This is a genomic window from Arthrobacter sp. 8AJ, assembly GCF_902506025.1.
In the GTDB taxonomy this organism is placed as follows: domain Bacteria; phylum Actinomycetota; class Actinomycetes; order Actinomycetales; family Micrococcaceae; genus Arthrobacter.
In genome coordinates, this window is record NZ_LR733289.1 from 3,485,712 (window position 1) to 3,500,033 (window position 14,322).

The following is a 14,322-nucleotide window of genomic DNA, read 5'->3' on the forward strand; positions in this document are numbered from 1 at the left end:
CTCAACGCCTTCCTGCCGGGACGGAGAGCCCCGCCAAGGCTGCGGTGGAACGAAGGTAGTCCAGGTTGTCAGCCGTCCGCTCGGCCAACGGAAGGTCGGTGGAGAAGTCCTCCACGGTCACCCACCCGTCATAGCCAAAGGCCGCGAGTGCCTTGAAGTACTGCAGCACGCTGCCCTGGCCCGAGCGGAGTGGAGCCCACTCGTTCCGGAAGACGGCCGCGCCGGACTCATCGGTTTCGCCGCTGTTGACCCAGAGCGCGTTCTTCACGTGGACATGGGCCAGGTAGTCGCCCAGGAGCTCGAACGCCGGCAAGTAGTCCTCCTGCCCTTCGATGAGCAGGTTGCCGAGGTCGTGGATGACACCCACGTGCCGCGGATCCAGTCCGTCCAGCAGCCGCAGCGCTGACGACGCGGAAGCGGTGATGGTCCGGTGGTGCAGCTCAACGAGTGCCTTCACGCCATGGTGTTCAGCCCGTTCGGCGATCCATTCAAAATCACGGCGGGCTCCGGCAAAGAGTTCCGGGTAGGGCGTACCACTGGCCGGTTCGTTTCCCCAGGCCGCAGTTCCCAATGGAAGCGTTGTTACCCGGACCTGGCCGGCGCCCAGCCTGGCTGTGGCGGCCAGCATCCGGTCCACGTCGGCGTGGTTGTCGCACCGTGCGTACCCGCCGATTCCGGAGAACTGCAGTCCCGCGCTGCCGGTGATGGCCGCGATCCGGTCCAGGTGGTCCTCCATTCCCGTGAGCGGGACCGTGGCCCTGTTGCTGGCCCAGAAGCCGGGTTCCGCCGCATCGGCCTGGTCGGTGATGCGCCATTCGACGCCGTCCCAGCCCTGGTCCGCGAGGTGCTGGACAGCCTCTTCGGGCTCCCATTCCGGGGTTGATGCGGTAAATACTGAAAACTTCATGGCTCAGGCGCTTTCTGCCGCGGTGCCGGTGCGGACTTCGAGGTCGTTGTACTTGCCCGCCAGCACATCGTCGAAGAGGACGGGCTGGCCCAGGGTGGCCGATACGTACACGGCCCGCACCGCTGCGAGCGCGTTGACGGCGTCGCTGACCGTGACGCCGGGCTGCCTTCCGCCGGCAATGGCGGCCAGGATGTCCCGGTACTGCCGGACGTGTCCGGCGGGGTAGGTGGTGGGATCCGCTGCCTTGTAGTCCTCCTCCGGGTACTTGGCCAGTTCCTCCTCGGCCTGGTTGCCCCCGCCCTGGAGGCCCATGTCCGCGGATTCGCCGCCGGCGTCCTTGCTGTGGAAGTACTGCAGGCGGTCGTTATCCACTACGGCTGATCCTTCGGATCCCATCAGCTGCACGCGGACGGTCAGGCCGGGGTAGGCGGCAGTGGTGGCGTGCAGCACGGCCAGGCCCCCGTTTTCGAAGGTGATGGTCGCTACGGCAGTGTCCTCCACCTCGATCCGGTCGTGGGCCAGCCTGGCGGTGTGGGCGTGGATCTCCACGGGGCGTCCCATGAACCACAGCAGCAGGTCCACGGTGTGGACGCCCTGGTTCATGAGGGCGCCGCCGCCGTCCATGGACCAGGTGCCCCGCCAGTCACCGGAGTCGTAATAGCCCTGGCTGCGCCACCACGCGACGGATGCGATGGCAGAGGTCAGCCGGCCGAAGCGGCCCTTTGCCACGGCATCCGCAACGGCAACACTGGACTGGTCGAACCGGTGCTGGCTGATAACGGAGGCCACGACCCCGTTGCCCGCGGCTTCCTTCGCCGCGGCTTCGATTTCCTGGGCCCGCGTCAGGTCCACGTCCAGTGGCTTTTCAATGACCACGTGCTTGCCGGCGGCCAGGACTTCCAGGCCCTGCTGGATGTGCAGGCCGCTGGGCGTTGCCAGGGCAACAAGGTCGATGTCCTCCGCCGCGAAGGCGTCCGACAGCGTGGTGAACTGCTGGGGCCGCTGCCCGCCCTGCTGCTCGATAAAGTCGGCGAGCGCTTCGGATGCCGCCGGAATGGCGTCGACGAGGGCAACAATCCGGGCTTCCGGGAAGGACTGGAGGGCTACGGCGTGGGTGCGCCCAATGACGCCGCATCCGGTGATGGCTACGTTCAAGGTGCTCATGCGGTCTGGACTCCTGCTTCTGCGGTGACTTTTGCGAAGGCGCGTGCTGCGATGCCGAAGGCGGTGGGCCCGGAGAAGCCGCCCAGGCCGTGCGCACCTGCCAGGTGGGGTTCCAGGGAGGCGAAGCCTTCGTAGCCGTCGGCCTTGAGTGCTTCGACGGTGCGGAGCACATCGCCGTCCCCTTCCCCGGCAGGAACAACGTGGCCGTTGGCGAAGAGGGCGTCCTTGACCTGCAGATACTCCAGGTGCGGGCGCAGCTTGGCGTAGCCCTCGTCGAAGGGTTTGACGCCCACCTGGACAAAGTTCGCGGCGTCCCAGGCGACCTTCAGGGCCGGCGAGTCCACGGTCTCGATGATGTCCAGGACCCGGTCCGGAACATCCCCGAAAATGTCTTTTTCGTTCTCGTGCAGGAGGATGACGCCGCCTTCTTCGGCAACGTCGGCGAGTGCCCGCATGCGTTCCATGACGGCGTCGCGGATGTTGTCCACCTGCACCGATTCGCCGTAGTAGAAGGAGAAGATGCGGATGTACCTGGCGTCCAGGACCTTGGCAGCGTTGACAGCCCGGCGGAGCCGCTCCACCTCGTGCTCCACGGGCAGGCTGACATCCACCTTTCCGATGGGGGAAGCGATGGCTGAAACCTTCATGTCCTTTTCGGCGAGCAGTGCGGCCAGTGCCTGCAGCTGCTCATCGCTGAGGTCCACGATGTTGGTGCCCCACGCGCTGCGGACTTCGATGTGGTTGGCGCCCAGCGCCTGCAGCACTGCGATCTGGACCGCGGGGTCGTCGTCGATCTCGTCGCCAAAGCCTGACAGCTGCCAGGTGACCTGGTTGGTCGAAACCATGGTTATTTAACTCCTCCGGCGGTCAGCCCGCCTACTAGGTAACGCTGGAAAATCAGGTAGAGAATGACCACCGGTGCGGCGCACACCAGGGCCGCCGCCATCATCTGGCCGTAGTAGGGAATGGCGCCGCCTTCCTGGGAGGCACCAAAGATCTGGAGTGCGACGGCGGCGGTCTGGCTTTCGGGGCGCGTCATCACCGAGGCGAACAGGACGTCATTCCAGCCGAGCAGGAAGGCGAAGATGCCGGAGACGACGATGCCGGGCCAGCTCAGCGGGAGGATGATCCGGAAGAGGACCCCCAGGTTGGAGGCGCCGTCGATCCGGGCTGCCTCTTCCAGTTCCTTGGGAAGCCCGCGGAGGTAGGTGACCATCACCCAGGTGGAGAACGGCATGGCGAACGTCAGGTAGGTGACGAACAGTCCCCACTGGGTACCAATCACCTGGATCCCGAGGTAGGTGGAAGCCGAGGAAAACAGGACGAAGACCGGCAGCACCATGAGGGTTCCGGGCACCGACTGGAGGGCCAGCAGGCCCCGCAGGATGGTCAGCCGGCCCCGGAAGGTGTAGCGGACCAGGACGAAGGCGGTGGATACGGACAAGGCAGCGGACACCACGGCGGTTGCGCCGGCCACCAGGACGCTGTTGGCGAGGCCGGTGGCCAGGCCCACGCTGGTCCAGATTTTGGAGTAGTTCTCAAACGTGACCGAGGACGGCCAGAACTCGCCGTTGGCCACCCCGATGTCAGAGTTCACGGAGGCCAGGAAGATGTACAGCACCGGAATCAGGACCAGGGCACCCAGGAAGACCAGGACGAAGATCAGCAAAGGGGTGGGAAGAAGGCGCAGGACCTCGTGCTGCCGGTGTGAGCCGGGACGGTCGACGTGGTCGGTGGCCGGCCTCTGCCGTGTGGCTGTGGTGGCGCTCATTTCTTGCCTCCTGGTGTTTCGGCGTCGTCAAGCTTGACGGCACGCAGGTAGACGAACAGCGGGATGGCGATGAGCACCAGGGAGATGAAGGCCATCGCGGCGCTCAGGCCAAACCGGAAGCTCTGGAAGCTCGTGACGTACGTCAGGATGGGGAGGACTTCGACGTCGGCGGGGGCCGGGACGCCGAAGAGCACGAACGGGAGGGTGAAGTTGTTGATGTGGTGCAGCATCCCGATCAGGAAGGCCAGCGACAGCGGGCCCTTGAGGTAGGGAAAAACCACGTACCGCAACTTGTTCCACCACAATGCCCCGTCCAGAGCCGAGGCCTCATGCACCTCATGGTCAACGGACTGCAGGCCGGACAGCGCCAGCAGGTAGATGAACGGCCAGGACGCCCAGATCTGGACCAGGACCAGCGTCCAGAAGGTCTGCGGCCCGTTGAGCCACAGCCCCACGTGGATCCCCACGGTGGCAAGGGCTTCATCAACGATTCCGCCGGGCTGGAGCATGGTCCGCCATACCGTTGCCACCACGAAGGACGGGAGGACATACGGGATAAGGAAGATGGAACGGATCACCGCCCGCCCCTTGAACGCGTTCTGCGTTGCCACTGCGGCGGCGATACCCAGGGGCAGTGTCACCACCATGGCCAGCAGCGAGTAGCTGACGCTGAGCCAGACGGCGTGGATCAGCGGCGAATCCGTGACCGCTTCAACGAAGTTCTCGGCTCCGATCAGCGGTGCGCTGATCCATTTCCGCAGGGTGTACTGGTCCAGGTTGAGCACGGACATGTAGATGCCCAGCAGCAGCGGGACCACGATGATGATGATCATCAGGGCTCCGCCCGGGATCAGCATCCAGAGCGGGCGGTTCCGTTCACTCAGGCCCTTGCGGCGCGGACCGCCCTTGTGCCCGGGCTGCTGCCCGGCGTCGTCGGTGTTCCGGGGCGCCCGGCCTGCGGCGGTATCCGCCGCAAGCCGGACTTCATGGGAGGCGTCGGTTGACATCAGAACCTATCCTTTGGAGGCCCGGTCCAGGGAAGCCTGGCCCTTGTTCTGGGCGTCCTTGATCCTTTGGTCCAGGGCTGATTCGTCCACCTTGCCTGCGGCAAGATCGGGGACGGACTGGACAGTGACGTTGAGGAGTCCCAGCTGGATGTCGCCCCAGGCACCGGTGAACGGCGTGGCCTTGGACTTGGCGGCGGCGTCGGCCAGCGGCTTGAGCTTGGGGTCTGTCAGGCTGGCCAGGGCCTCGGCGTTGGCAGGCAGGTCGCCGAAGGTCTTCTGGTAGTTCAGCTGCTCGTCCTTGGAGGTGATCAGCTTGATGTAGGCGAAGGCCAAATCCTTCTGCTTCGAGTAGTCAGCCACCACCAGGTTGTCGCCCGAGAGGATGCTGGCCGCGTCGCCGTCGGACTTGGACTGCGTTTCACCGGGCGCAACGGTGGGCATCAGCGTGTACTCGTACTTCCCGGCAACCGCCGACTTGTCGAGCGTGGGGATGGAGCTGGAGGTTGTCATCATCAGGTAGCCGGCCTTGCCGCTGGCAAAGGCAGCCACGGCGTTGCTGTTGCTCCAGCCGACCGATGCAGGGTCGACAACCTTGTCCTGGGTGAGCCAACCGAAGTAGGTCTCGTAGGCCTTCTTGACGGTGGGGTCGTCCATCTTCAGCTTGTTGCCGTCAACCAGCGGGTTGCCGGCCTGGACGGACATGGCCCAGATGAACTTCCAGGGATCGTAGTTGTCCTTGTAGCCAGTGGCGATGCCGTAGGTGTCCCCCTTGGTCATCTTCTTGGCCTGGGCTGCGAGCTCGTCCCACGTGGTGGCGGGCTTGTCGATGCCGGCTGCGGCCAGCAGGTCTTTGTTGTAGGCCATCACGAACGGACGGCTCACAAAGGGGATGCCGGCCTGATGGTCCTTGTCCGGCCCGGAAATCCCGAGTGCGGCCTGGTTGAAGCGGTCCTTGCCACCCACTGCTTTCCAGTCGTCATCGGAAAGGGTCACGAACGCCTTGGTGGCGTAGGCCGTGGGGGTGAACGTTGTGCCAAGGCCATAAATGTCAGGTCCCTGGCCTGATACCACCGAGGTCTGGATGCGGGTGAGCTCGTCGTTGGCCGAGGCGAAGGTTTCGAATTTCACGTCCGCCCCGGTCTCGGCCTTGAACTTGGCGGCGATATCGCTCTGCCACTGCTTCTGCTGTTCGGGGTACTGGCTCAGGACGCCGACCAGGACGTTCAGGGTCTTGCCCGTACCATCCACTTTCCCGTTCGCGTTGGTTGATCCTCCGCTGCTGCCGGAGCCTCCGGATCCACAACCGGTCAGGGCGAGTGCTGCAGCGGTGACAATTGCCGCGAGCCCAGTAGTCGATTTAAACCTCATTGTTTTTCTCCTCTAGGACACCCGCATGGCCACATCCGTCCTGTGGCGGGGATCACTGCAGGCGACTCGAGAGTCAGTCTAGGAAGATGGCAACGTGCATGGCAAGCGGTTGCCAAAAGTTGCCATAAATGCTCAGATTGAGTTCAACAGGATTCCGGGAACGAGTAGCCTTGGAAACCCCACATGGCCGGTTTTATCCCGGTCCGCGAGGAAGGCCCAGCGATGGCAGACCCAGCAACCACGGCGTCGTCAGTCCCGGCAGGCCTTGACGCGGGCACCCGGCGGGACCGCCCACCCACCATCCGGGACGTGGCAGAGCTCGCCGGAGTGGCCACCTCCACCGTGTCGCGGGCCCTCGCGCGGCCCGACCGGGTCAACCCGCGGACCCGGATCCGGATCGAGGAAGCTGCCGCGGAGCTCAATTACGTGCCCAGCTCCCAGGCCCGCGGCCTCAGTTCCGGACGGACCAACGCGGTGGCTGTCCTGGTCCCCGACATCACCAACCCGTTCTATTTCGACATCATCCGCGGCACACAGCACCAGCTCAAGGCGGCCGGCGTCACCCAGCTCCTGGTGGACACAGAGGAGTCCAGTGAGATGGAACTCGATGCCCTGCACAAGATGCGCAAGTCCGCGGACGGCTTTATCCTGGCCGCGTCACGCCTGACGGACGCCCAGCTTGCGGAGGTCTCGCAGTCGCAGCCCCTGGTAACCTTCAACCGCGCCTCCACCAGTGCCCCTACGGTGATGATCGATACTCCCTCTGCCATCATCCAGGCCCTTGAGCACCTGGCCTCGCTGGGCCATCACAAAGTCTGCTATGTGGCCGGACCGCCCACCTCCTGGTCCAACCAGATGCGGTGGAAAGTCTTCGAGGAGGACGCGACCAAACGGGGTATGGAGGTCCACCGGATCGGCCCCTACGCCCCGAAGACCACGTCCGGCGCGGCGGCGGCGGATGCGGCCGTCAGGACGGGGGCAACGGCATGCATCGTCTTCAACGACCTGCTGGCCATCGGCATGCTCCAGCGCCTCCAGGCCCGCGGCATCCGGGTTCCTGCCGACATGAGCATCATTGGCTCGGACGACATCTTCGGCGCGGACTTCTGCAACCCTCCGTTGACCACGATCTCCAGCCCTATCGAGCAGGCCGGCAGGGTGGCCGTGTCCATGCTGCTGGCGCAGCTCAACCCGCTGTCCGGAAGTGCCAGCAGGCAGCTCGCCGTCATGCCAACGCACCTGACCGTCAGGGAATCAACAGGCCCAGCCCCGGCCTGATCAGCCCACCGTGAACGGCAGGACCAAGCGGGACTGGTGGTGCGCGTCGCGGTAGATCTTGTGGGTGACCGGCCTGCCCACCGGGAGGTGGAAGGCGTCGGGCGGGAGCAGCGAGTTGTGTTCGTCCGCGAGCGGCTCGCCGTTGGACAGCTCCACTACCAGCCGGTGCCCGGGGTTGAAGGTGTTGGCGAACGGGTAGAGGCGCACCACGTATTCCTCGATCCTCCCGGGCTCCACGGGAACTGCGCGGGTGTGCGGGTGGTAAGGGTTGCCCTCGGTGGTGCGGTCATCGAGTTCGCGGTGGGAAGCCTTCAGATAGCCGGTGGTGATGAGCTGGCGCTTCCCGTTCGGCGCGGCATCCCACAGGCGCAGGATGAAGTTGGTGTCCGGCTGGTCGATCTCCGCGAAGATGTGCGCCGCCCCGGTACCAATCATCTCGGTGGGTTCTTCAAACGTTTCGGTGCTCCAGCTCACGATCTGCACCTTGTCGGTGACCGTCAGCGGCGCCTGGTAAAAGCCGTCTGGGGCCGCATGTTCGGTGCCCATCAGCTCCGGTTCGGTGGCGAGCTTGTGCCGGGGGCGCAGGTAGAGGGCCCGGTAGTCAACGTCCTTGGGCGGCCACGCTTCGGCGGTAACCACGTCCCGGGAGCCTTCCACGAAGACGGACACGGCGGGTTCGTCCATCACGCCGTTGTCGATGCCCTTGATCCAGTAGTCGTACCAGCGGAACATCTTGTCGTGCTCTTCGATGAAGGGCCGGGACTGCATGGGCGGGTACGGGCCGATGTCCAGTTTCTTCGGCCCCTTGAGCGCGTTGAACAGCTCGATGGTGCCATCCAGCGTCCAGCCGCGGCCTTGATCCAGCTGCAGCCACACGGGGATGTCGATGTTCGGGGCCAGGGTGATGGGATTGCGCTCTTCGTACCAGTCGCCGTCGAGCTCGTTCATGACGATGTCGAACCACGCCTCGTGGTTGGTGGGGTAATTCAGGACATGGACCAGGTTGGGCCACGCCGCTACGTCCGGGTCCTGCAGCCGCTTGGCCACGAGCTCCTTGAGTTCCTCCGGGGAGTACTTCTCCACCATCCGGGACTTCACCCGGTCCGTGAAGGCCCAGCCCGAGTCCCCTCCCCTGCCTTCACGGGCAGCGCGGGGCATGAACCACATGACGCCGCCGTGGTAGGTGGTCTCGTAGAAGTCATAGTGTCCGCCGGAGACGAAGATGGCCTTCAAATGCGGCGGCCGTTCGGCGGCGGCGAGGACCTGCATGGACCCGAAGTAGGAGATGCCCACCATGCCTACGTTGCCGTCGCACCAGGGCTGCGCCGCCACCCACTCGATGAAGTCGTACGCGTCCTGGCCCAGGGACACTCCCCCGGCGTTGTAGTTGCCGATGTGCTCGCCGCCGGAGTGTCCGGAACCGCGCAGGTCGCCGATGACGTGGACGTAGTCCTCCTTGACGATCCGGGCGATGTCGCCGGCTTCGATGCAGCCGTCCCACATGGGGCTGGGGCGGCGCTGCGGCGGGGTGGTCAGAGCCAGGGCCTGGAGCTCCTTGCCGTACGGGCTCAATGCCACCAGTGCGGGGCGCGGCTTGTCGTCGGTGCCCTGGTAGGCGTCGGCGGCAAGTTCAACCCCGTCCCGCATGGGGACGCGCAGGTCTTTGCGGACGGCAATTTTCTGCCCGCCGGCGTCGATCGTCTGGTACTCAGCCATGGTTGCGAACGCTCCTCTGGAAAGGCGTGGTGGTGGACTGGGTGCGGTAGCCGTTCATGGTGGTGAAGAACGGCGAGGGCTCAAGGGTGGGATCGCCGTCGTAATCAAGCTCGCGGGCAACCGGGGCGAACGGCGAGTACGGGGACTGCGTTTCCTGGAGGCCGGCAGCCAGGCAGCCGCAGGCGGCCCCGCCGACGCGCGCCTCGATGGCCAGGCTTTCCGTAAGGGCCTCGCGTGCCTGGTCTTCACCCAGTTCCACACCGTAGGGTGTACCGTCCGAACGGCGGTACGGGTGCCCCAGGTACAGGTGCCGCGGGCGTACCTCGTCCCGCAGGTACTCCAGGCTGGAACGGTAGCCGGACGGGTCCACGTAGCCGGGGAATCCGTTGGCCGCACCGTGGACCTGCACGGCGTCTCCGACGAAGACGTCATCCTGCCCGTCGATGACGTAGGCCACCGACCCGGGTGTGTGGCCGGGAATCGAATGCACCGACACCGTGACGTCACCGCCCAGGGAGAGGGTTTCACCGCCGCGCACCAGCATGGACGGTTCCATCTCCCCCGAGATGACGGCGTTGGCGGCGCCAATCTGCTTCGCTTCGCCGTCGGGGTCCTGCAGATACTGTCCCCGGCCGGATAGATACTCGTCCACGTGCGCCTGGCGTGCGCGGAGCATCGGAGCATCGGCTTCGTGGATGACCACCTTGGCCCGCCGGCCGGTGAGCTCCCACAGCGCGTGCGCGCCGCCGATGTGGTCGATGTGCCCATGGGTAAGCAGGATCCAGCGGACGTCCTCGATCCGGCGGCCGATCGCCTCCAGTGCCGGCGCCATTCCTTCCGCGGGGGACGACGCGATTCCGGTATCCACGATGGCCGGCTCCGGAGCATCAATGAAGAAGCTGTACAGGCCGAAGCGGCCCCACGGTGAGACCAGCGGATGGACAGCGACAGGTGGGGTCATTGCCCGGCCTCCGTTTTTACTGGTGAGCCGTTCAGGAACCCCGCCGTCTCTTCGAAGGCCCGGTGGTATTCCGGGAGCCAGGAGAAGTGCTGGACGAAGCCATGTCCGGCCCCGGCATACCGGCTGACGGTGACGGGCACGCCGGCCTCTTCAAGCCGTCGGCCGTACAGTTCGCCTTCGTCCCGCAGGGGGTCGTGCTCGGCGGTGATGATGAGCGCCGCCGGAAGCCCGGTGAGGTCCCCGCGTTTGATGGGCGAGACCAAGGGATCGGCCGGATCCGCGCCGTTCTCGAGGTAGAAGGAGTTGAAAGGCTTCAAACCCGCAGTTTCGAGTCCGTACCCCACGGCGTTCTCCCGCATCGAGGGGTACCGGTCTTCGTCAAAGTCCAGGTCAAGGGACGGGTAGAACATGACCTGGTGGGTGATCCGGTCGAACCCGGCGTCGTGGGCTTTGGCAGCGACGGCGGCCACGAAGGTTCCGCCCGAGCTGTCGCCAGCAATGGCGAGGTTCTTTCCGTCCCAGTCCAGGGTGTCGCCGTGCCCGGCGGCCCAGCGGACAACGCCGTAGCAGTCCTCGAGGCCCGTCGGAAAGGCGGACTCGGGGGCAAGCCGGTAGCCAACAGAGATGACCTTGTGGCCGGTTTCCTTGGCCAGGGCCCGCGCCACGTGGTCGTGGGTGTCCAGGCTGCCCAGGAAGAAGGCGCCTCCGTGGAAGTAGACCAGCAGGCCGTAGGCGTCGGCGTCGACTGGTGTGTAGATCCGAATGGGCACGTCGCCGGCCGTAGTCACGGCAGTGGCGTCTTCGACGGCGTGCAGCGGGAGCCGGTCCTCCAGCGGCGGAACCTGCGCTGCTTCGCCGGCACGCATGGCCTCAGGGTTCAACGGACCCGGCGGCAGCGGCGGGAGGGTGCCGAGGATCCTGGCAATTTCGGGATGCAGCGACATCGGCTCAGGCCTGCGCCACGGCGGCGGGCTGCTGGGACTTTGGCTTCTGGCCCGGGAAGACGTCGTTGACCTCTTCTTCGCTCCAGCCCTGGCGGGAGATGCGCTGCAGCTCGTCGGTGACGGGCTTGCGGGTTGCCTGGAACATGGCCAATGCCTCCTTGACCGAGCCGGCCTGGGCCAGTGCGTCGGCCAGCGCTCCGGCGTCTTCAATGGCTGAGTTAGCGCCCTGGCCCTGGTGGTGGAGCATCGAATGGGCGGCGTCGCCCATCAGCACCACCGAGTCGGTGTGCCAGGTGTCCACGGGGTCGATGTCGTAGACGGCGCGGATATTCACACTGTCCATGTCCAGGCCGCGGGCAATGCCGACGATGCGCTCATCGAAGCCTTCCACCGTCTTCAGAAGGTCTTCCTTGGTGATGCTGGGCGCCCAGGTGCCGTCCGGGTTGAGGGCGGTGATGTCGAACGACATCTGGTTGCGGTGGCGCAGTGGCAGCAGGTAGACCTTGGTGCCCTTGCCGATGTACATGCGCAGGTTGTCGTCAGTCACCATGCCGTGGGCGTCGTCGGCCGAGATCACCACGCGGTAGGCATGCTCGCCGGAGAACACCGGGCCCTTGTCGCCGAAAAGCTGCTCGCGCACCGAAGACTTGATGCCGTCGGCGCCGACCACCAGGTCAGCCTCGGCGGTCTCGCCGTTGGCAAAGGTCAGGACGGAGCTGCCGCCCTTGTCCTCTATGCTCTCCAGCCTGTGGCCCAACTGCACCATGCCCTCGGGGAGGACACCGAGAAGGGCATCGATGAAGTCGCGGCGGTGGATGAGGTACGTGTGCTTCTCTTCGCCGAATTCCGGCCAGGTATCCTTCATGATCGGATCACCCGTGGCTGACAGGATTTCGAAGTAGTCGCTTGCCGTACTTACCTTGGCGATCGCGTCGAAGATGCCCCACTGGCGGAACCGGGCCATGGTGGCCGGGCGCAGGCCGATGCCTGCGCCGACCTCGCCCATCTGGGGAGCCTGCTCATAAACCTTGACATCTGCGCCAAGCAGGCTCAGTGCCTTGGCCGCGGCAGCGCCGCCGAAACCTGCGCCGATGATGGCGATCTTGAGGTTCTTGAGGTCTTCAGCCTTCATTGGATAAGTCTCTTTCGTGGGCCAGGCAAGGCCTGGGGAAGTGGGAGGAAGCGGTGGCCTGTGCGGGTCAGGCGTGGAGGGACAGGAAGTCGGCCGGGTTGTCCTGGAGCAGGAGTTTGAGGGTGGCGTCGTCGATGCCGGCGGCGCGCATGTCCGGGATCATGTCTTCGAAGATGTAGTTGATGGTGTGGCCCTTCACGCCGGGCCAGCCAAGGGGGCTGCAGTTGGCGTCGGCGGAGACCAGGAGCTTGTCCGCGTAGCCCTTGTTCACGAGCTTGACGAAGTGCTCCATGCGTTCGGCGCGCTTCCGGCCCCAGAAGGGCGGGTCGGGAAGTTCGAGGTCGTACCCGAAGGTGTCGAAGCCGATCCGGCCGCCCTGTTCGTAGATCCAGTCGTGCGGCGTGATGGGCGCGTTCAGGCCGTCGTCGGCGTGGCCGAACAGCACTCGGTCCAGCGGCAGGCCTTCTTCCTTGAAGATGGCCACGGCCGGTTCCGCGTCGATGGCCAGGTGGGTCAGGATCGGGGCTCCGGTGACGACGGCGGCACGGGCCGCGGCCCGGTAGATCCGCTTGTCCAGGTCCGTCATGCGTCCGCCGCGGCTGACGCCCACCTTGATGACGCCGGCCTTGGCGCCGGTATCGCCGATACCGACGGTGATTTCGTGGATGAAGACCTTGGCCAGGTAGTCAACCGTGGCGCGGGAAAAGTGGGGCAGCGCGGTGTCGCCGCCCACGAAGCCCGTGCAGGCCACGATGTTGACGCCGGTCTTCCGGGACAGGGACTTGTAGTAGTCGATGTCGCGGCCGTTGCAGATGCCGGTGGCGTCCACCATGGTGCCGCCGCCGTATTCACGGAACTTCCGGAGTTTGGGCACGGTTTCCTCGTAGGCCTGTTCCGGCGTCTTCCACCATTTGGTGTCCAGCTCGGATCCGGGCATGCCGTAGCCGATGTGTTCGTGGACGGCCACGATTTCAAGTTCTTCGGCCGGAATGGTTCCCAGCACTGTATTGACCTTGGTCATTGTTCTACCTCGGGTTTGGAGGGTGATGGAAGCGTGGTCAGCGGACTGCCAGCAGGGCGCGGGGGTTGTCCACGAGGATGCGCCGGGCATCGTCGTCGGCCAGGCCGCGGGCTTTAAGGAATGGAACGAACGTAGCCAGGACATGGCTGTAGGGAAGGTTGTATTCGGGCAGGCCCTTGGCCACTCCGATGGAATTGCCGGAAAGGATGATCTTGTCCGCATGGCCGGCACCGACGAGTTCCAGGACCAGTTCGGCCCGGCCGTGGTCCGTGAGGTAGCCGGGGTGGTCGTTGAGGCCGACGTGATCGATGCCCACGAAGGCGCCGCGCTCGGCCACTTTGCCTGCGGCGCCGGCGGCGTCGAGGCGGTCCAGGCCGCCAACCAGCACGCGGTCCGCGGGAAGCTGCTCGTCCAGGACGATGTCCAGGTCATGGAGGGCATCGGCGCCGAAGCGGATGGACACGGGCACGCCGGTTTCCCGGGCAGCCCGCGCGGATCCGCGGAAGAGGCTTTCCTCGGTGGGGGTCATGCCGGCCCGGTCAGCAGTTGTGGCGATCATTCCGGCAGCCGCGCGGCGTTCAACCCTCGGGACCACCATCCCGTCGGTGACTTCCTTGCCAAAGAGACCGCTGAACTTTTCGGCCGGCCATGGGGTGGGCGGGTTGGTCTGCGGCGTCAGGAAGTAGCCACCGAGCTCCTCCTCGGGCCCAAGGCCGGTGGAGGCGATGATGTGCACGCCGGTGGAGCGGGACAGTGCCTCGTACAGCTTGAGGTCCCTGCCGTGGAACATGCCGGTGCTGTCGACGATCGCCTGGCCCCCGTGCTGGCGGAAGTCGCTGAGCTTTTCGGCGAGCGCCGCAAAGATGTCCGCCCGGTCCATTGAAATATCGGGGGCATACTGGGCTCCCGGAAGGACTGACAGCAGCGCTTCATGAATGGCGACCACGCCCAGTTCAGAAGCGGGAACCGGTCCCAGGACCGTGTTGACGGTGCCCTGTTCCTGGGTGGGGACGGGGGCGCCATAAGAATTGGCGGCCGGATGGATGCTCACGA

General features: G+C 65.5%; 13 protein-coding genes. 1 reads left to right on the top strand and 12 read right to left on the bottom strand.

Features of this window, described 5'->3' with window-relative positions; translation table 11 throughout:
• Position 1: 1 nt before the first annotated feature.
• Genes BACI349Y_RS16075 through BACI349Y_RS16100 form a run of 6 tightly spaced genes read right to left on the bottom strand, consistent with a single transcriptional unit; the run spans position 2 to position 6,217 of the window.
• The gene (locus BACI349Y_RS16075; RefSeq protein ID WP_159633008.1) at positions 2–907 is read right to left on the bottom strand and encodes a sugar phosphate isomerase/epimerase family protein; all 906 of its coding nucleotides are present in this window, start codon (positions 905–907) and stop codon (positions 2–4) included.
• Between the two features lie 3 nt (positions 908–910).
• Entirely contained in the window at positions 911–2,071 is a 1,161-nt protein-coding gene (locus tag BACI349Y_RS16080; RefSeq protein ID WP_159633010.1) for a Gfo/Idh/MocA family protein, read from the bottom strand.
• Positions 2,068–2,916, bottom strand: coding sequence for a sugar phosphate isomerase/epimerase family protein (locus tag BACI349Y_RS16085; protein ID WP_159633012.1), 849 nt, complete (start codon positions 2,914–2,916; stop codon positions 2,068–2,070). Before BACI349Y_RS16085 ends, BACI349Y_RS16080 begins: the two co-directional genes overlap by 4 nt.
• A gap of 2 nt (positions 2,917–2,918) precedes the next feature.
• Complete coding sequence (locus BACI349Y_RS16090; RefSeq protein ID WP_159633014.1) at positions 2,919–3,842, bottom strand: carbohydrate ABC transporter permease; 924 nt, start codon at positions 3,840–3,842, stop codon at positions 2,919–2,921.
• Positions 3,839–4,849 (bottom strand): carbohydrate ABC transporter permease, encoded by a 1,011-nt coding sequence (locus BACI349Y_RS16095; protein WP_159633016.1) that lies wholly within the window; start codon positions 4,847–4,849, stop codon positions 3,839–3,841. The genes BACI349Y_RS16090 and BACI349Y_RS16095 overlap by 4 nt, the downstream gene beginning before the upstream one ends.
• Positions 4,850–4,855: 6 nt before the next feature.
• Positions 4,856–6,217, bottom strand: coding sequence for an ABC transporter substrate-binding protein (locus BACI349Y_RS16100; protein WP_201302462.1), 1,362 nt, complete (start codon positions 6,215–6,217; stop codon positions 4,856–4,858).
• A gap of 222 nt (positions 6,218–6,439) precedes the next feature.
• On the opposite strand from BACI349Y_RS16100, the gene BACI349Y_RS16105 reads away from it, so the two are divergent.
• Positions 6,440–7,495, top strand: a complete 1,056-nt coding sequence (locus BACI349Y_RS16105; RefSeq protein ID WP_159633018.1) for a LacI family DNA-binding transcriptional regulator — start codon at positions 6,440–6,442, stop codon at positions 7,493–7,495.
• Here BACI349Y_RS16105 and BACI349Y_RS16110 read toward each other — a convergent pair whose 3' ends face one another.
• The 6 genes from BACI349Y_RS16110 to BACI349Y_RS16135 form a co-directional block, all read right to left on the bottom strand.
• Positions 7,496–9,211, bottom strand: coding sequence for a CocE/NonD family hydrolase (locus BACI349Y_RS16110; RefSeq protein WP_159633020.1), 1,716 nt, complete (start codon positions 9,209–9,211; stop codon positions 7,496–7,498).
• Positions 9,204–10,172, bottom strand: coding sequence for an MBL fold metallo-hydrolase (locus BACI349Y_RS16115; protein ID WP_159633023.1), 969 nt, complete (start codon positions 10,170–10,172; stop codon positions 9,204–9,206). Before BACI349Y_RS16115 ends, BACI349Y_RS16110 begins: the two co-directional genes overlap by 8 nt.
• Positions 10,169–11,116 (bottom strand): alpha/beta hydrolase, encoded by a 948-nt coding sequence (locus tag BACI349Y_RS16120; protein WP_159633026.1) that lies wholly within the window; start codon positions 11,114–11,116, stop codon positions 10,169–10,171. Before BACI349Y_RS16120 ends, BACI349Y_RS16115 begins: the two co-directional genes overlap by 4 nt.
• Before the next feature lie 4 nt (positions 11,117–11,120).
• Positions 11,121–12,248: an FAD-dependent oxidoreductase gene (locus BACI349Y_RS16125; RefSeq protein ID WP_159633030.1), complete on the bottom strand. Its 1,128-nt coding sequence runs from the start codon at positions 12,246–12,248 to the stop codon at positions 11,121–11,123.
• 67 nt (positions 12,249–12,315) lie between these two features.
• On the bottom strand, positions 12,316–13,269 hold the full coding sequence (locus BACI349Y_RS16130; protein WP_159633033.1) for a phosphotriesterase family protein: 954 nt from the start codon (positions 13,267–13,269) through the stop codon (positions 12,316–12,318).
• Between the two features lie 37 nt (positions 13,270–13,306).
• Positions 13,307–14,320, bottom strand: coding sequence for a phosphotriesterase (locus tag BACI349Y_RS16135; protein ID WP_236560863.1), 1,014 nt, complete (start codon positions 14,318–14,320; stop codon positions 13,307–13,309).
• Between the last annotated feature and the right edge of the window lie 2 nt (positions 14,321–14,322).